This is a genomic window from Streptomyces sp. NPDC014727 (assembly GCF_043083485.1).
In the GTDB taxonomy this organism is placed as follows: domain Bacteria; phylum Actinomycetota; class Actinomycetes; order Streptomycetales; family Streptomycetaceae; genus Streptomyces.
In genome coordinates, this window is sequence record NZ_JBIBYR010000012.1 from 136701 (window position 1) to 153972 (window position 17272).

Annotated in this window: 13 protein-coding genes and 1 pseudogene; 7 read left to right on the forward strand and 7 right to left on the reverse strand. The window is 69.5% G+C overall.

What is annotated here, in order from left to right; all coding sequences use genetic code 11:
• Positions 1-59 precede the first annotated feature (59 nt).
• Positions 60-1406, reverse strand: coding sequence for a hypothetical protein (locus ACF1B9_RS20525; protein ID WP_391744575.1), 1347 nt, complete (start codon positions 1404-1406; stop codon positions 60-62).
• A gap of 348 nt (positions 1407-1754) precedes the next feature.
• Here ACF1B9_RS20525 and ACF1B9_RS20530 point away from each other — a divergent pair, with 348 nt between their 5' ends.
• The 6 genes from ACF1B9_RS20530 to ACF1B9_RS20555 all read left to right on the forward strand — a co-directional run bounded on the left by ACF1B9_RS20530 (position 1755) and on the right by ACF1B9_RS20555 (position 10636).
• The gene (locus ACF1B9_RS20530; RefSeq protein WP_391795928.1) at positions 1755-4784 is read left to right on the forward strand and encodes a bifunctional SulP family inorganic anion transporter/carbonic anhydrase; all 3030 of its coding nucleotides are present in this window, start codon (positions 1755-1757) and stop codon (positions 4782-4784) included.
• Positions 4785-4933: 149 nt separating this feature from the next.
• Positions 4934-6931 (forward strand): acetate--CoA ligase, encoded by a 1998-nt coding sequence (gene acs / locus ACF1B9_RS20535; RefSeq protein WP_391744573.1) that lies wholly within the window; start codon positions 4934-4936, stop codon positions 6929-6931.
• Between the two features lie 289 nt (positions 6932-7220).
• On the forward strand, positions 7221-8627 hold the full coding sequence (nhaA, locus tag ACF1B9_RS20540) for a Na+/H+ antiporter NhaA (protein ID WP_391744572.1): 1407 nt from the start codon (positions 7221-7223) through the stop codon (positions 8625-8627).
• A 47-nt stretch (positions 8628-8674) separates the two neighbouring features.
• Complete coding sequence (locus tag ACF1B9_RS20545; RefSeq protein WP_391744570.1) at positions 8675-9208, forward strand: phage holin family protein; 534 nt, start codon at positions 8675-8677, stop codon at positions 9206-9208.
• Positions 9205-10326, forward strand: coding sequence for an alpha/beta fold hydrolase (locus ACF1B9_RS20550; protein ID WP_391744568.1), 1122 nt, complete (start codon positions 9205-9207; stop codon positions 10324-10326). The genes ACF1B9_RS20545 and ACF1B9_RS20550 overlap by 4 nt, the downstream gene beginning before the upstream one ends.
• A 106-nt stretch (positions 10327-10432) precedes the next feature.
• Positions 10433-10636 (forward strand): hypothetical protein, encoded by a 204-nt coding sequence (locus ACF1B9_RS20555; protein WP_391744567.1) that lies wholly within the window; start codon positions 10433-10435, stop codon positions 10634-10636.
• Between the two features lie 207 nt (positions 10637-10843).
• On the opposite strand, the pseudogene ACF1B9_RS20560 reads toward ACF1B9_RS20555, so the two are convergent.
• The 4 genes and pseudogenes from ACF1B9_RS20560 to nth form a co-directional block, all read right to left on the reverse strand.
• Positions 10844-11032, reverse strand: a pseudogene (locus tag ACF1B9_RS20560) (M55 family metallopeptidase); the annotation flags it as partial.
• A gap of 1 nt (position 11033) precedes the next feature.
• A complete protein-coding gene (locus ACF1B9_RS20565) occupies positions 11034-12239 on the reverse strand; it encodes a MarP family serine protease (RefSeq protein WP_391744565.1) in 1206 nt (401 codons plus the stop codon).
• Positions 12240-12327: 88 nt separating this feature from the next.
• On the reverse strand, positions 12328-13179 hold the full coding sequence (locus tag ACF1B9_RS20570; RefSeq protein WP_391744563.1) for an NUDIX hydrolase: 852 nt from the start codon (positions 13177-13179) through the stop codon (positions 12328-12330).
• Between the two features lie 62 nt (positions 13180-13241).
• Positions 13242-14069, reverse strand: a complete 828-nt coding sequence (nth, locus tag ACF1B9_RS20575) for an endonuclease III (RefSeq protein ID WP_391744633.1) — start codon at positions 14067-14069, stop codon at positions 13242-13244.
• 496 nt (positions 14070-14565) lie between these two features.
• On the opposite strand from nth, the gene ACF1B9_RS20580 reads away from it, so the two are divergent.
• On the forward strand, positions 14566-15240 hold the full coding sequence (locus ACF1B9_RS20580; RefSeq protein ID WP_014046869.1) for a Crp/Fnr family transcriptional regulator: 675 nt from the start codon (positions 14566-14568) through the stop codon (positions 15238-15240).
• A gap of 137 nt (positions 15241-15377) precedes the next feature.
• Here ACF1B9_RS20580 and ACF1B9_RS20585 read toward each other — a convergent pair whose 3' ends face one another.
• The gene (locus tag ACF1B9_RS20585; RefSeq protein ID WP_391744561.1) at positions 15378-16217 is read right to left on the reverse strand and encodes an MBL fold metallo-hydrolase; all 840 of its coding nucleotides are present in this window, start codon (positions 16215-16217) and stop codon (positions 15378-15380) included.
• Positions 16214-17122 (reverse strand): NUDIX hydrolase, encoded by a 909-nt coding sequence (locus ACF1B9_RS20590; RefSeq protein ID WP_391744560.1) that lies wholly within the window; start codon positions 17120-17122, stop codon positions 16214-16216. Before ACF1B9_RS20590 ends, ACF1B9_RS20585 begins: the two co-directional genes overlap by 4 nt.
• Positions 17123-17272 lie beyond the last annotated feature (150 nt).

The following is a 17272-nucleotide window of genomic DNA, read 5'->3' on the forward strand; positions in this document are numbered from 1 at the left end:
CGGCGAGCCCGGTCGACAGGCACGACAGGAGAGCGCGCCCGGAGAGTGCGGCCAATCAGCTAGCGGCCGGTCCGATCCGCGCCGGACTCCGCGTGCGCCTTGCCGACGCCCGATGTCTTGCCCACATCCGACGCGGTGCCGACAACCGACTCCCTGTCGGCATCCGACTCCCTGCCGGCATCCGCCCCCGCGTTCCCGGCTTCGCCGAGGAACTCCGCCCACCCCTTTGCCGGGGCCTGCCCGACGTCAAGGGTTCCGAGCTTCGCCAGCGTTGCCGGGTCCTGTGCGTCCAGCCAGTCGGCCAGCTGCCGGAAGGAAACGCAGCGGACGCCCTTCTTGGTGCAGACCGTCGCGATGGTCTCCTCGACGGCGCGCATGTATGTGCCACCGTTCCAGGATTCGAAGTGATTGCCGATGATCAGTGGAGCGCGGTTTCCTTCGTACGCGCGGTCGAAGGCCTGGATCAAGCCGTCACGCATCTGCTTGCCCCAGTACGCGTGCCGACTCGGGTCGCCCTGCGTCGTACCGGACTGGTTGAACATGAAGTTGTAGTCCATCGAGAGGGTCTCGAACTCGCGCCCGGGGACCGGGACGAGCTGCATCGACAGGTCCCAGATGCCCTCTTTCTTCTTCGGCCAGACCTGGTTGTCGACGCCGCTGGAGTCGTATCGGAACCCCATCGTCCGCGCTGCGGCCACCATGTTCTTCCGCCCCTCCAGACAAGGGGTGCGGCCGCCGACGAGCTCCTTGTCGTAGTCGAAGGGAAGTGGCTTCTCACCCTTGAGGCCGGGGTCGTTGGTCTTCCAGCTCTTCACAAAGGACTTGGCCTGGTCGATCTCACTCTTCCACTGATCGACGGACCAGGTGCCGACGCCTCCCTCGGGGCCGCAGAAGTGGCCATTGAAGTGGGTGCCGATCTCGTCGCCGTCCTCCCATGCCTTCCGCACCTGGGTGATGGTGTTCCGGATCCCCTCGGTGTCGTTGAAGCCGATGTCGGAGCTGCCGGGGTTGTGCTTCGGCGGGTCGTAGAGCTCGCGTTTGTCTTCGGGCAGCAGGTAGACACCACTGAGGAAGTACGTCATGTTCGCGTGGTATCTCCTGCCCACCTCGCGGAAGTGCGAGAACAGCTTCTGACTGTCCTCTCCGGCGCCGTCCCACGAGAACACCACGAACTGCGGCGGCTTCCGGCCGGGCGCCATGCGCTGTGCCGCAGGTTGCTTCGGCTGGATTCCCGTGAAGGCCGTGGAGCCGTCGCCAATGAGCCGGAACGGGCTCTTGGGCGCGACTTGAGGGTTCTTCTTCCGCGCCCCGGCGTCCCGCTTCGCGGCGCCGGGTCCAGCGGCTCCGACGACGGGATCCGGACCGGAGGAGCAGCCGGCCATTCCCGCGATCAGCGCAATGACCATGACGCACAGGGCAACCCGTCCGGCGGCGATTCCCTTCGTGACACCCCTCGTGACAGGCAGCATCCGCCCACCCTCTTCCTCGCAGGTGATGTGCGTAGAAATATCCCGACCCGCGTGGTCAAGATCGCACACGCTTTTGCAGAAATCAGTACGACATACCTCATGAAAAGCTGCTTATTCACTTGAATAGGCGATTGACTAGTCCATTTGTCCTCAATGATGGACACAGGCCTTTACTCTCCATTACGATCTGTTTACTGAGAGTTGAGAAATCCCGCCGCTGCACGCCGTGACCCACGGCCGCGTCCCCACGTTCCGCGACCGCGCTGCCCCGGAGGAGACGGGAACATGTCTGCCTGCGTCCCCACTCGTCATGACCACACATCCCGCAGTTCGCGCCCACACCGCGCCTCGGGAGTCAAGCGACCACACAGCCCGCCACCGCCACCACGCGGCGGACGATTCCGCATCGCGGGCGCCGACCTGTCCGCATCGATCACGGTCTTCCTGCTCGCCGTCCCCATGTCGCTCGGCCTCGCCGTCGCCATGGACGCCCCGCTGGAGGCCGGTCTCATCTCCGCCGCGATCGGCGGCATCGTCGCCGGGCTGCTCGGCGGCACACCTCTCCAGGTCAGCGGACCGTCCGCCGGACTGACCGTGGTCACAGCCGAGTTGATCCAGATCTACGGCTGGCGCACCACCTGCGCGATCACCATCGGCGCCGGACTGTTGCAGATCCTGCTGGGCTCGCTACGGGCGGCGCGCAGCGCCCTCGCCGTCAGCCCCGCCATCGTGCACGGCACCCTCGCCGGAATCGGCGTCGCGATCGCCCTCGCCCAAGTGCACATCGTCCTCGGCGGTTCGCCGCAGAGTTCGGCGGTCGCCAACTCTCTCGCGCTCCCGGACCAGTTGGGGCGGGTGAGTCCGGCCGCCCCGCTGATCGGCTTGCTGACCATCGCGATCCTGGTCGTGTGGCCACGACTTCCGGGACGCATCGGTCGAGTAGTACGGCGCATTCCGGCTGCCCTCGCCGCAGTGGTGACCGCGACGGCGGTGGCTGCGGTCGCGGCGCCCGGGATCGCCCGGGTCGATCTGCCGTCCTGGCGCTCGCATGCCCTGCCGGAGATGCCGCACGGTCCGGTACTCGCCCTGGCCACCGCGGTATTCACGGTGATGCTGGTGGCAAGCCTGGAGTCGCTGCTCGCCGCAGTCGCCGTGGACAAACTCTCGGCCGATCGCGCCGGGGAGCGGACTTCCGCCCGATCCAAGGCCGGCTCGGCGTCCGAACCGGCTTCGGCGTCGCGGGCGCGGACGAGATCGGCCCGAGTCCCGACATCGCCCCCGGGTTCGAAACCGGGCTCGCCACCGTCCCTGCCCGGCTCGACCGCGACCTCGGGTTCGAAACCGTCGCCGGACTCGATCCTCACCTCGGGTTCCGGCCCAACCTCGCCTCCGCCCCCCTCTTCACCTCAGCCCCCGTCCCTGACCGCACCGACACCCTCGGCCCCGCCGACGACACTCGCCCCACCACCCGCCAGACGCTCCGATCTCGATCGTGAGCTGCGGGCCCAGGGCATCGCCAACACTCTGTCCGGGCTGGTGGGCGGGCTGGCGGTGTCCGGTGGTGCGGTGCGCAGTTCCGCGAACGTGCGTGCCGGGGCGACGAGCCGTGCCTCCACCGTGCTGCACGGTGTCTGGGTGGTGCTCGCGACCGGGCTGCTTGTCACCGTGCTGGAGTGGATTCCGCTCGCCGCGCTCGCCGCGCTGGTCATGATGGTCGGCATCCAGATGGTGAGTTTCGCCCACATCCGCAACGTGCATAGGCACCGGGAATTCCTGGTGTACGGGGCGACGATCACCGGAGTGGTCCTCTTCGGCGTGCTCAAGGGCGTGGCGATCGGCATCGCGGTGGCCGTGGCCGTCGCCCTGCACCGGCTGGCACGGACCAGGATCACCGTGATCGATCAGGGTGGACAGCATCTGGTCGTCGTGCGGGGCCAGTTGACGTTCCTCGCGGTGCCTCGCCTCAGCCGGACTCTCGCCCAGCTGCCGCAGGGCGGGGATGCCGTCGTCGCGTTGGACGGCTTCTTCATGGACCATGCGGCGTACGAGACGATCCAGGACTGGAGTCTTGCCCACACGGCCCACGGCGGCCGGGTCGTCTTCACCGGTAGGTCCGGCGGCCGGATCGCCGAGCCCGCGTCAGCGGCGCACTCCTGCTGCCGCCCCTGGACACCGTGGCGCAATCATCACTGCCACGACCGGCCCGAGCAGCAGCCCGAGACCCGTCACGGCCCGGACGGCCCCTTCAGCGACGACCGCCTCGGTGCGGACCCCGCCTCGGGCGCCGCCCTGAGTCCGGCCCCCGGCACCGACGCCACCTCCGTCCCCACGTCAGGAGCCCCCAGCGCTCCCCCTCCGGGCGCTTCGCCCACCGCCACCCCGCGTCGGACCGGGGGCAACCATCTGGTCAACGGTCTGAGTTCGTTCCAGCGCAACACCGCCCCGCTGGTGCGCGAGGAGCTGGCCCGGCTGGCCCGCGAGGGCCCGCGGCCCTCGCAGCTCTTCATCACCTGCGCCGACTCCCGCCTGGTCACCAGCATGATCACGGCCAGCGGACCGGGTGATCTGTTCACTGTGCGCAACGTCGGCAATCTGGTACCGCCGCCGGACGCCGAGTCGGGTGAGGACTCGGTGGGCGCCGCGATCGAGTACGCGGTGGATGTGCTGGGGGTGGATTCCATCACCGTCTGTGGCCACTCCGGCTGCGGCGCGATGCAGGCACTGCTCGGAGCCAAGCCGGATCCGGACACTCCGCGGACCTCCCTGTGGCGCTGGCTGAGACACGGGCTGCCGAGCCTGCAGCGGATGGCGTCGCGGCATCACGCCTGGGTCCGGATCTCCGGCCGGCTTCCGGCCGATTCGCTGGAGCAGCTCTGCCTCACCAATGTGGTCCAGCAACTGGACCACCTGCGCGCCCATGAATCAGTGGCGAGGCGGCTCGCCGAGGGCACGCTCCAGTTGCACGGGATGTACTTCCACGTGGGTGAGGCGCAGGCCTATCTGCTGGCGGAGGACGCCAGTGCCGGGCTGGCCCTCGACGAGGTCTTCGACCGCGTGGGCCCCGGTGACGCCCATGCCACATCCGATGCCCGAGCCTCGGGTGGCGGACACGCCCTGGGCGAATCCCACGCTTCCAGCGCCACCGACCTCCCGGCCGAATTCCCCGCCTCCGGCACCACCGACACCCCGGCCGAATTCTGCACCTCCGGCCCCCCGACCGAATCCCGCACCTCGGGCAGTCGGGACGCCTCCGGGGACACCACCGTCCCGGGTGACCCCTCCGGTCCGGGCGACCGGGAACGTACCGGCGTCTGAACCACGCGCACATCCTGTCCGTGAGACCTTGTGGTCCCGCCTCCACATCGCACCGCGCATGGAGGCGGGATCGTGTCTCCATACACGAGACACAGGTCTAAACCAATTCCGGGCAGACACTTGTCACCCGGCCTTTGGCCTGATGAGCTATGCCCCGGGACACAACGGACACCCTGGGAATGGGAGATGTCGTGAGCAACGAAAGCCTGGCCAATCTGCTCAAGGAGGAGCGGCGGTTCGCACCGCCTGCCGATCTGGCCGCCGATGCCAACGTCAAAGCGGAGGCGTACGAGCAGGCCGAGGCGGACCGGCTGGGCTTCTGGGCCGAGCAGGCTCGTCGCCTGACCTGGGCCACGGAGCCGACCGAGACGCTCGACTGGAGCAACCCGCCCTTCGCGAAGTGGTTCGCGGACGGCAGGCTCAACGTCGCGTACAACTGCGTGGACCGCCACGTCGAGGCCGGCAACGGCGACCGGGTCGCCATCCACTTCGAGGGCGAGCCCGGCGACAGCCGCGCCATCACCTACGCCGACCTGAAGGACGAGGTCTCGCGCGCCGCGAACGCGCTCATCGAGCTCGGTGTGGGCAAGGGCGACCGGGTCGCCGTCTATCTGCCGATGATCCCCGAGGCCGCCGTCGCGATGCTGGCCTGTGCCCGGATCGGCGCCGCGCACTCGGTGGTCTTCGGCGGCTTCTCCGCCGACGCCATCGCCGCCCGTATCCAGGACGCGGACGCCAAGGTCGTCATCACCGCCGACGGCGGCTACCGCCGCGGCAAGCCGTCCGCGCTCAAGCCCGCAGTGGACGACGCAGTCTCCCGTATCGACGGTGTCGAGCACGTCCTCGTAGTGCGGCGCACCGGCCAGGACACCGCGTGGACCGAGGGCCGCGACGTCTGGTGGCACGAGATCACCGGACGGCAGTCCGCCGAGCACACCCCCGAGGCCTTCGAGGCGGAGCAGCCGCTCTTCATCCTCTACACCTCCGGTACGACGGGTAAGCCGAAGGGCATCCTGCACACCTCCGGCGGCTACCTCACGCAGGCGGCGTACACCCACAACGCGGTCTTCGACCTCAAGCCGGAGACCGACGTCTTCTGGTGCACCGCCGACATCGGTTGGGTGACCGGCCACTCGTACATCGTCTACGGCCCGCTGGCCAACGGCGCGACGCAGGTCATGTACGAGGGCACGCCGGACTCCCCGCACCAGGGGCGTTTCTGGGAGATCGTGCAGAAGTACGGCGTCACGATCCTCTACACCGCGCCGACCGCGATCCGTACGTTCATGAAGTGGGGTGACGACATCCCCGCCAAGTTCGACCTGAGCAGTCTCCGGGTCCTCGGATCGGTCGGTGAGCCGATCAACCCCGAGGCGTGGATGTGGTATCGCAAGCACATCGGCGCCGACAAGTGCCCCGTCGTGGACACCTGGTGGCAGACCGAGACCGGCGCGATGATGATCTCGCCGCTGCCCGGCGTGACGGAGACCAAGCCGGGAAGCGCCCAGCGCGCACTGCCCGGTATCTCCGCCACGGTCGTCGACGACGAGGCCAACGAGGTTCCGAACGGCGGGGGCGGCTACCTGGTCCTCACTGAGCCGTGGCCGTCGATGCTCCGCACCATCTGGGGCGACGACCAGCGTTTCATCGACACCTACTGGTCGCGCTTCGAGGGCAAGTACTTCGCGGGCGACGGCGCCAAGAAGGACGAGGACGGTGACATCTGGCTGCTCGGCCGGGTCGACGACGTGATGCTCGTGTCCGGGCACAACATCTCGACCACCGAGGTCGAGTCGGCACTCGTGTCGCACCCGTCGGTCGCCGAGGCCGCGGTGGTCGGCGCCGCCGACGAGACGACCGGCCAGTCCATCGTCGCGTTCGTGATACTGCGCGGTACGGCCACCGCCTCCGACGAGCTCGTCGCGGAACTGCGCAACCACGTCGGCGCCACGCTCGGCCCGATCGCCAAGCCGAAGCGGATCCTGCCGGTCGCCGAACTGCCGAAGACCCGCTCCGGCAAGATCATGCGGCGCCTGCTGCGTGACGTCGCCGAGAACCGCGAGCTGGGCGACGTCACGACGCTCACCGACTCCTCGGTGATGGACCTCATCCAGACCCAGCTGCCGTCCTCCTCCTCCGAGGACTGAGCCCGGCCTCCTCCCAGGGAGGGCGACCGCAGCAAGAACGTCCCCGAGGGACATCCGGCAACGCGCCGGGGCCAACCAGTACATCCCCGCGAGGGGCACCCGGCAACGCGCCGGGTGCCCCTCGGGCATTTAAGGTGAAGATCACCACATACAGATCCGCGCACCCCGGGTACAGTGGCAGGCGCGTCAACAAAGCAATAAGAAATCTCCACAGGGTGTGCCGGGAAGTCTGGTCGGCAAGTGCATCAGCCATGCCATCGCTGCCGTACCGTCCCGGAGGTCCTCACTCGTGGCCGCGCCCACCCCCGCACCCCCTTCCTCGCGCCGCCCCTTTCTGGGGCGTCTGTCCCTGCCCGAGCGGAACTATCTCGCGGACGCCCTGCGCACCGAGACCGTCGGCGGGGTCATCCTGCTGGTCGCCGCCATAGCCGCCCTGGTGTGGGCGAATACCTTCGGATCCGGTTACGCCGCCGTCAGCGACTTCCACTTCGGTCCCGGGTCGCTGGGCCTCAATCTCTCCGTGCACCACTGGGCGGCGGACGGGCTGCTCGCGGTCTTCTTCTTCGTCGCGGGCGTGGAACTCAAGCGGGAACTGGTCGCGGGCGAACTGCGCGACCCCAAGGCGGCCGCTCTCCCGGTCGTCGCCGCGCTGTGCGGAATGGCCGTTCCGGCCGTCGTCTACACACTCGTGGCGGTGTTCGGCGGAGGCTCCACGGGCGGCTGGGCCGTCCCCACCGCCACCGACATCGCCTTCGCACTCGCCGTCCTCGCGGTCATCGGCACCTCGCTGCCGAACGCGCTGCGCGCCTTTCTGTTGACTCTCGCCGTCGTCGACGACCTCTTCGCGATCCTGATCATCGCGATCTTCTTCACCGAGAAGATCAACTTCATGGCGTTGCTCGGCGCGTTCATCGGTCTGGCCGTCTTCTATCTGCTGCTGCGCAGGAACGTGCGCGGCTGGTACGTCTACGTACCGCTCGCCCTGGTCATCTGGGGCCTCATGTACAACAGCGGCATCCACGCCACGATCGCCGGTGTCGCCATGGGCCTGATGCTCCGCTGCGTCCGGCGCGAGGGCGAGACCCACTCCCCCGGCGAGCACATCGAACACCTGATGCGCCCGCTGTCGGCCGGTGTCGCCGTGCCTCTGTTCGCCCTCTTCTCGGCCGGTATCTCCCTCTCCGGCGGCGCACTGGCGGATGTCTTCACCCGGCCCGAGACACTCGGTGTCGTCCTGGGGCTCGTCGTCGGCAAGACGGTAGGCATCTTCGGCGGAACGTGGCTGGCCACCCGCTTCACCAAGGCCGAGCTGAACAAGGACCTGGCCTGGGCGGACGTCTTCGCGGTCGCCACGCTCGCCGGCATCGGCTTCACTGTCTCGCTGCTCATAGGCGAGCTGGCCTTCGCCGGCGACGAGAGCATGATCAACGAGATCAAGGCCTCCGTGCTGCTCGGCTCCCTGACAGCCGCCGTACTCGCCGCTGTACTGCTCAAACTCCGGGTCCGAAAGTACCGGACGCTGCACGAGGCCGAGGAACTCGACGAGGACGAGGACGGTGTGCCCGACGTCTACGAGCAGGGCGACCCGGAGTACCACCTGCGCATGGCCGTGATCTACGAGAAGAAGGCGGCCGAGCACCGCCGCCTTGCCCAACTGGCGGGGGCAGCGAGCAGCAAGCCGGACAGTCCGGCATGATCTGACACCAGATGTGTTGAGCAGGAGAGCAGGAGAGGGAGTCAGGGATGAGCGACCCCGGCAACAACGCGGGCAGCGCCGACCGCAGTCTCGGACAGCTGGTCGCCGCAGCGACGGCCGAGATGTCCGCACTGGTGCACGACGAGATCGCCCTGGCCAAGGCCGAAATGCGACAGGACGTCAAGCGCGGCGCCACCGGGAGCGTGGCGTTCATGGTCGCGGGCGTGCTGATTCTGTTCGCGATCCCGGTGCTGAGCTTCGCGGCGGCGTACGGGATCCATTACCTGGGGCTCGGACTGGCCTGGTCGTTCCTGATCGTGGGCGGCGCCTTCATCGTTCTGGGTGGGTTGCTCGCGCTGTTCGCCGTCGCCAAGTTCAAGAAGGTGAAGCCGCCGGAGAAGTCCATCGCTTCGGCCAAGCAGACGGCGGCCGTGCTGCAGGGCGTCAAGCCGCATCCCCGGCCCGCCGTGACGGCCGGGGCGAGCCGCCCGGCCGTCACGGGCAGCACACGGGCGGACAAGGCCCTGGAGAAGGCTCCGGTCCAGGACAAGGCGTCGGCTGTGGCACGCTCGTCCACATGACGGTCTCCGATTCCAGCGCATCCGACCCAGTAGGACCCGCAGGACCGGAAGGCCCGGAAGGTCAGGTAAGTCCGGACGGCCGGGCTGCGGGCCTGAACAGCCGGGCTGACCTGGACGGCCGGACGGATGTGGACAGCCCCTCCGGCTCCTCCGATCCCTCCGGCCCGCCGGGTTCCTCCGCGTCACCCGGCCCGGTCGGCGCCGGTGGGCCCGTGCGGCTCGACGGGCCGTGGACCCACCGGGACGTGGCGGCCAACGGCGCCCGCTTCCACATCGCCGAACTCGGCGAGGGGCCGCTGGTGCTGCTGCTGCACGGCTTCCCGCAGTTCTGGTGGACCTGGCGGCATCAGCTCACAGCGCTGGCCGACTCCGGTTTCCGCGCCGTGGCGATGGATCTGCGCGGAGTCGGCGGCAGCGACCGTACGCCGCGGGGGTACGACCCCGCCAACCTGGCGCTCGACATCACCGGGGTGATTCGCTCCCTCGGCGAACCGGACGCGGCCCTGGTCGGCCATGACATGGGCGGCTATCTCGCATGGACGGCCGCGGTGATGCGGCCGAAGCTGGTCCGCCGCCTCGTGGTCTCCTCGATGCCGCATCCGCGCCGCTGGCGCTCCTCGATGCTCTCCGACTTCGCACAGACCCGGGCGGGCTCGTACATCTGGGGTTTCCAGCGTCCGTGGGTACCGGAGCGTCAGCTCGTCGCGGACGACGCCGCGTTGGTGGGCCGGCTGATCCACGACTGGTCGGGCTCCCGGACCCCGGAGTTCCCCGACGAGGCGACGGTGGACGTCTACCGTCGCGCGATGTGCATCCCGTCGACGGCGCACTGCTCGATCGAGCCGTACCGCTGGATGGTCCGCTCCCTGGCCCGTCCGGACGGAATCCAGTTCAACCGGCGGATGAAGCGCCCGGTGCGGGTACCCACACTGCATGTGCACGGTTCACTCGATCCGGCGATCCGTACGCGGAGCGCGGCGGGCTCCGGCGAGTATGTCGAAGCGCCTTACCGTTGGCGACTTTTCGACGGTCTGGGTCACTTCCCCCACGAAGAGGATCCGGCCGGGTTCTCGGCCGAACTCATCAACTGGCTCAAGGATCCCGAGCCCGATCGGTAGCCGTACGGGCACAGTTGTCCGACGAACAGCCAATTGCCCGGCGCATAGGCCAATTGGCTGACGGATGGGCGGTTACCGACCATGAGGCACGGGCAGACGTCGGGGTATGGGCTGGACGCACGACTTCGGTGACGCAGCACGCAACCATCGCTCGACCGCCACGGCGGGTCCGAGCATTCATGAGGGGGGCGGCCCCCAGGGCCGGGTGCACGATATGCATGTTCTGCATGATCCCCAGCTCGGCATTCCGCGCATTCTGCGCCGACGGGCCCGCTGGGTCTCGGCGCGACTGCGCCATCCACGCGGATGAGGCCTGCCCCGCCCTGCCGGTGAGCGTTCACCGGCAGGGCGGGAGCTGCACCACTGTCTCCCGGCTGCCACCGGCCAGTACACGGGCAGCGCACATGCACGTGCACACGGACGCGCTCGCTCAGCACACATGATGCGCCCGCGCGCGGCGAGCGCTGGGAGCGACCGCACGCACCCGGAGCTGCCGCAGGCGCTCTCGGGCTTCTTAGGGGTGCAGGACAACAGCTGCAGCCTGGTCGGGCGCTTGTTTGACGGCGACGGTGACCGCGGAGGGGACCAAATCGGTCAGTTCGGCGCAAGCGGTGTCGTCGCCGCTGAACAGCACGGCCGGCACGCCCATGTGCCCGGCCATGGCGGCGTCGAGACCGATCTCGCCCATGGAACGCCCGCCCGTACGACTAGAGCGCGCACGACTGGCTGTCGACCTGCTGGTTGGCGGAGCGGCCGTGCGCGATGTCCTGGCGGACCTCGTCGGCCGTCAGGGCGTAGCCGGTCTCGGGGTCGTCGAGCGATTTCGCGAAGACGACTCCGTACACCCTTCCGTCGGGGGTCAGCAGCGGTCCGCCGGAGTTGCCCTGACGGACCGTCGCGTAGAGCGAGTACACGTCGCGGCGAACGGTGCCCCGGCGGTAGATGTCCGGGCCATCGGCGTCGATGCGGCCCCGGACGCGCGCGGCACGTACGTCGTACGAGCCATTCTCCGGGAAGCCCGCGACGATGGCGCTGTTCCCGGTCCGGGCGTCGTGGTCGGTGTCGGTGAACTTCAGCGGCTTCGCGTGGAGATCCGGTACGTCGAGTACGGCGATGTCCCGCCGCCAGTCGTAGAGCACGACCTTCGCGTCGTACAGCCGCCCTTGGCCGCCGATCTGAACGGTCGGTTCGTCGACGCCGCCGACGACGTGGGCGTTGGTCATCACCCGGCGGTCGGAGAAGACGAAACCGGTGCCTTCGAGAACCTTGCCGCAGCTCGGGGCCGTACCGACGACCTTGACGATGGACTCCTTGGCGCGGGCCGCCACGGGGCTGCCGACCAGCGCCGGGTCCGGGGCGCGGACCTCGGTGATCGGCTCGTTGGCGAAGGGACTGAAGACCTGCGGGAAACCGTTCTGCGCGAGGACGGAGGAGAAGTCCGTGAACCAGGTGGAGGCCTGGTTGGGCATCACGCGGGAGATGCCGAGCAGAACCGAGGAACTGCGGACCTCCTTGCCCAGAGTCGGCAGTGATGTGCCCGCCAGCGCCGAACCGATGAGCCAGGCGACCAGCAGCATCGCGACCACGTTGACCAGGGCGCCGCCGGTGGCATCGAGGGCGCGCGCGGGTGACCACGTGATGTAGCGGCGGAGCTTGTTTCCCAGGTGGGTGGTGAATGCCTGCCCCACCGAGGCGCAGACGATCACGATGACGACGGCCACGACGGCTGCGGTCGATGAGACCTCGGAGCCGTTCGTCAGCTGGTCCCACAGGACCGGCAGCAGATAGACGGCGACGAGGCCGCCTCCCAGGAACCCGATCACCGACAGGATGCCGACGACGAACCCCTGGCGATAGCCGATGACCGCGAACCACACGGCGGCGGCCAGCAGCAGGATGTCCAGCACGTTCACCGTCTATAGCCTCGCAGATTCGTCACCGGGCCCGTTCGTTCGGCTGGGTCCGGGCGGGGCCGGACGGCGCAGCACGAGGGTCAGCCTGTCATGCGCGCCAGTCGAGCGGCACCTGCCTGGCGGTGTCCCACGGGCGCTCCCAGCCCGCGAAGTGGAGAATGCGGTCGATCACTCCGGCCGTGAAACCCCAGACCAGGGCGGATTCGACCAGGAATGCCGGACCCCGATGGCCACTCGGATGGACGGTGGTCGCGCGATTGGCCGGATCCGTGAGATCCGCCACGGGAACGGTGAACACCCGGGCGGTCTCACCTGGATCGACCACGCCGACCGGGCTCGGCGACCGCCACCAGCCGAGGACCGGCGTCACGACGAAGCCGCTCACGGGGATGTAGAGCCGGGGCAGCACGCCGAAGAGCTGGACTCCGCGCGGATCGAGGCCGGTCTCCTCCCGGGCCTCCCGCAGCGCGGCCCTGAGCGGCCCTGTCGTCGCCTGGTCGCCGTCCTCCGGGTCCAGGGCGCCACCGGGGAAGGAAGGCTGCCCAGCATGGGAACGCAGGCTTCCGGCTCGCTCCATGAGGAGCAGCTCGGGCCCTCGCTCGCCCTCCCCGAACAGTACGAGTACGGCGGACTGCCGCCCGGCGCCGCTCTCGGGCGGCAGAAAGCGGCTGAGCTGGTCGGGCTCGATGGTCCGTGAGGCACGGGCCACGGGGTCGAGCCAGTCGGGCAGGCCCTCGGCCGTGACGGTGACGGCGGAGTCGTGTGCCGCATCCGCCGTTGCGGCGGCCGCCGCCACAACGGCCGCCGCCGGGCTGACCGCCGCAGGCGCCGCCGAAGCCTCCGTGGCGCGATCTCGCCGCGTCTGCTCGTGAGCGCTCTGTCTGTGCGCGCTCTGCTCTTGCGTGCTCTGCTCTTGCGTGCTCTGTTCGTGCGTCTTCATAGGCACCCCTCGTCTCACAACGCCTGTCGTCACGCATTTCGTTCCGGCGCGAGCGCAGTACGTCAGTCGGCTCCCAGGGCCGGCGCGGGCTTGCCCGGGTAGTCCGGCGGCGGGCTCAACCGCTGGCCGGGCTGACCGCCCATCTCGTACTTCAGCAGTTTCCTGGCCTTCTCCGGGTCCGTCTCGCCTTCCCCGTACGCCGGGCAGAGCGGGGCGATCGGACAGGCGCCGCAGGCGGGCCTGCGGGCGTGACAGATGCGGCGGCCGTGGAAGACGACGCGGTGGGAAAGCATCGTCCACTCGCTCTTGGGGAAGATCGCGCCGACCTCGGCCTCGACCTTCTCCGGGTCCTCCTGCTCCGTCCACTTCCAGCGGCGGACCAGGCGCCCGAAGTGGGTGTCGACCGTGATGCCCGGAACGCCGAAGGCATTCCCGAGAACGACATTGGCGGTCTTGCGGCCGACCCCGGGAAGCGTGACGAGGTCAGCAAGGCGCCCCGGCACCTCACCGCCGAAATTGTCCCTGATCGCCACGGAGAGGCCTATCAGGGCCTTGGTCTTGGCCCGGAAGAAGCCGGTCGGCCGAATGAGCTCTTCCAGTTCCTCCGGGACGGCCGCGGCCATGTCCTCGGGGGTGGGGTAGGCGGCGAAGAGCGCGGGGGTGGTCTGGTTGACCCTCAGGTCGGTGGTCTGGGCGGAGAGCACCGTGGCGACGAGAAGCTCGAAGGGGTTCCTGAAGTCCAGCTCGGGGTGGGCGTACGGGTAGAGCTCGGCGAGCTCGCGGTTGATCCTGCGGGCCCGGCGGACCATCGACAGATGCGATTCCGGTTTCGTTCCGGCCTTCGTTCCGGGCTTCGTTCCGGGCTTCGTTCCCGCCTGCGCGGCTTTCACGGCGGTCTTCGTGGTGGACTTCGCGGTGTACTCGGACAGGGCCTTCGTGGCGGATTTCCCGACGGATTTCCCGGCGGCTTTCGGTGCGGGCTTCGCGGCTCGCTCCGCCGCGGACTTCGCCGTCCGTTCGGTCGCAGGCGTGGTCACGGGCTTCTCCGCTGCCTGCGCTCCGACCTTCGGGGCACGCCCGACCGCAGCACGTTTTGTCACTTTTTCCTGACTGCTCCCAGCCTGTTCGCCCACAGCGGAATCACGGCCTTCCGACACCTCACCAGCCCCCTTGGCCTGCGCTCTCACCGGCGATCTGGACACCCGGCCAGCCTAGAGCCACGCACCGCCATCCGCCCCGGGCGCAATGTATCCATCCCCAATCGGCCCCCTGCCGCACGGTTCGGCACGTCCGTGCGTCAAACTGGTTTGTGATTGATCGCACTGTTTTACCGTCCGGCATGATGGGGACCACGGTTCCCGGAACAGGCCGACAAGGAGAGAACTCGTGGACGACGTTCTGCGGCGCGCCCCGCTTTTCGCGGCGCTCGATGATGAGCAGGCCGCGGAGCTCCGCGCCTCGATGAGTGAGGTGACCCTCGCACGCGGCGACGCGCTCTTCCACGAGGGCGACCCGGGCGACCGCCTCTATGTGGTCACGGAGGGCAAGGTGAAGCTCCACCGCACCTCCCCCGACGGGCGCGAGAACATGCTGGCGGTCCTCGGCCCCGGCGAGCTGATCGGCGAGCTGTCGCTCTTCGACCCGGGCCCGCGTACGGCCACCGCGACCGCGCTGACCGAGGTCAAGCTCCTCGGCCTCGGCCACGGTGACCTCCAGCCCTGGCTGAACGCCCGCCCCGAGGTGGCCACCGCGCTGCTGCGCGCCGTCGCTCGCCGACTGCGCAAGACCAACGACCAGATGTCCGACCTGGTCTTCTCGGACGTCCCGGGCCGCGTCGCCCGCGCCCTCCTCGACCTGTCACGCCGCTTCGGTGTCCAGTCGGAGGAAGGCATCCACGTCGTCCACGACCTGACCCAGGAAGAGCTGGCCCAGCTGGTCGGCGCCTCCCGCGAGACGGTCAACAAGGCGCTCGCCGACTTCGCCGGCCGCGGCTGGCTGCGCCTGGAGGCGCGCGCCGTGATCCTGCTGGACGTGGAGCGCCTGGCGAAGCGGTCCCGCTAGCCCCTGGTCCGCGGGACGCGCCCCGTCCGCCCGGACGGGACTGACAGACGGACGCACGGACGGGTGAAGTCTTGACTGCCTGCGCCAGGCCCCGCCTCCCGGCGGGGCCTGGCGCATATCCGTCCCAGGACGGATGCCTAGAAGCCCTGGATCAGCCCGTGCTCGCCCAGGTACTCCAGCTGCGCCAGCACCGAGAGCTCCGCCGCGGGCCACAGGGACCGGTCCACGTCCGCGTACACCTGCGCCACCACCTCCGACGCCGTCCGGTGCCCGGCCTCGACCGCCGTCTCCACCTGGGCGAGCCGGTGCGCGCGATGCGCGAGGTAGAACTCGACCGCGCCCTGCGCGTCTTCCAGGACCGGGCCGTGGCCCGGCAGCACCGTGTGCACGCCGTCGTCGATGGTCAGCGACCGCAGCCTCCGCAGCGAGTCGAGGTAGTCACCGAGTCGCCCGTCCGGATGCGCGACGACCGTGGTGCCGCGTCCGAGGATCGTGTCCCCCGTCAGCACCGCCCTGTCTGCGGGCAGATGGAACGAGAGCGAGTCCGCGGTGTGCCCGGGGGTCGGCACGACGCGCAGCTCCAGCCCTCCGGTGGTGATCACGTCCCCCGCCGTCAGGCCCTCGTCGCCCAGGCGCAGCGCCGGGTCCAGGGCACGCACCTTCGTACGGGTCAGCTCGGCGAAGCGTGCCGCGCCCTCCGCGTGATCGGGATGTCCGTGGGTGAGCAGAGTGAGCGCGATCCGGCGGCCCGCCAGCTCTGCGGTGTCCATGACTGCCCGCAGATGCACGTCGTCCAGCGGCCCCGGGTCGATGACGACCGCGAGGTCGGAATCCGGCTCGGCGACGATCCAGGTGTTGGTGCCGTCCAGCGTCATCGCCGAGGCGTTGGGCGCCAGGACATTGACGGCACGAGTGGTGGCCGGGCCGGACAGGACGCCGCCGCGTGGCTGTCCGGGCAGCGCGGCCGCGTCGCTCATACGGCTTCACCTCCCCCGCCACCGGCCGGCCCGCGCGGGATGTGCTTGGTGAACTCGTCGTGCCCCGGCCAGCTCAGCACCAGCTCGTCACCCTCCAGCCGCGCCTGTGCCAGCACGGGGGTGAGGTCCTGGGAATCCGCCGCCTTCAGGGCCTCGGCAGCCGTCCCGTACGGCCTGAGCGCCCGCAGCGTCGAAACGGTCGGCGGCATCATCAGCAGTTCGCCCCTGTCGTACCCGTCGGCCGCCTCGCCGGGCCGGATCCACACGGTGCGGTCGGCCTCCGTGGAGGCGTTGCGGGTGCGCTGCCCTTCGGGAAGCGCGGCGACGAAGAACCAGGTGTCGTAGCGGCGCGGCTCGAACTCGGGGGTGATCCAGCGCGCCCAGGCGCCCAGCAGATCGGAGCGCAGCACCAGCCCGCGTCGGTCCAGGAACTCCGCGAAGGACAGCTCCCGGGCGACCAGCGCCTCTCGGTCGGCCTCCCAGTCGGCGCCAGTGGTGTCACCGACGACCGTGCCGGCGGTCGGGCCGGCGAGAAGGACGCCCGCCTCCTCGTACGTCTCGCGGACCGCCGCGCAGACGACGGCCTGGGCCTCGGCCCCCGTGTCGACACCGAGCCGCTCGGCCCAGCTCTCCAGCGCGGGTCCGGCCCAGTCGACGAGCCGGTCGTCGTCGCGCGGATCGACTCCGCCACCCGGATAGGCGTAAGCCCCGCCGGCGAAGGCCATGGAGGAGCGGCGGCGCAGCATGTGGACCGCGGGGCCGCCCTCGGTACCGACGGCAGGATCCCGGAGCAGCATCACGGTCGCGGCACGCTTCGGGGTTGCGGCCGTCAGGTCACCGGCCGCGAGTGCCCGGATCCGGTCGGGCCATTCCGGTGGGTACCACTGACCATTGGACTTGGACATGGCCGGAGGCTATCCGGAACCGCGACGATGTTCGAGAGGCATGTTGATCCGTACATGCCTCGTACACACATGATCCCGCCCGGTCGTGACGACCGGACGGGATCGGAGAGCCGACAGCGGACGGATCAGCGGGCGGCGGGTCGACGGCAG

Bases quoted from the DNA above. Each gene is read 5' to 3' on its own strand.
- ACF1B9_RS20555 (WP_391744567.1), top strand. From the start codon at position 10,433: ATGGGCTGGACGCACGACTTCGGTGACGCAGCACGCAACCATCGCTCG.
- acs (WP_391744573.1), top strand. From the start codon at position 4,934: ATGCCCCGGGACACAACGGACACCCTGGGAATGGGAGATGTCGTGAGC.
- ACF1B9_RS20570 (WP_391744563.1), bottom strand. From the start codon at position 13,179: ATGAAGACGCACGAACAGAGCACGCAAGAGCAGAGCACGCAAGAGCAG.
- ACF1B9_RS20530 (WP_391795928.1), top strand. From the start codon at position 1,755: ATGTCTGCCTGCGTCCCCACTCGTCATGACCACACATCCCGCAGTTCG.
- ACF1B9_RS20585 (WP_391744561.1), bottom strand. From the start codon at position 16,217: ATGAGCGACGCGGCCGCGCTGCCCGGACAGCCACGCGGCGGCGTCCTG.
- ACF1B9_RS20525 (WP_391744575.1), bottom strand. From the start codon at position 1,406: ATGGTCATTGCGCTGATCGCGGGAATGGCCGGCTGCTCCTCCGGTCCG.
- ACF1B9_RS20545 (WP_391744570.1), top strand. From the start codon at position 8,675: ATGAGCGACCCCGGCAACAACGCGGGCAGCGCCGACCGCAGTCTCGGA.
- ACF1B9_RS20590 (WP_391744560.1), bottom strand. From the start codon at position 17,122: ATGTCCAAGTCCAATGGTCAGTGGTACCCACCGGAATGGCCCGACCGG.
- ACF1B9_RS20550 (WP_391744568.1), top strand. From the start codon at position 9,205: ATGACGGTCTCCGATTCCAGCGCATCCGACCCAGTAGGACCCGCAGGA.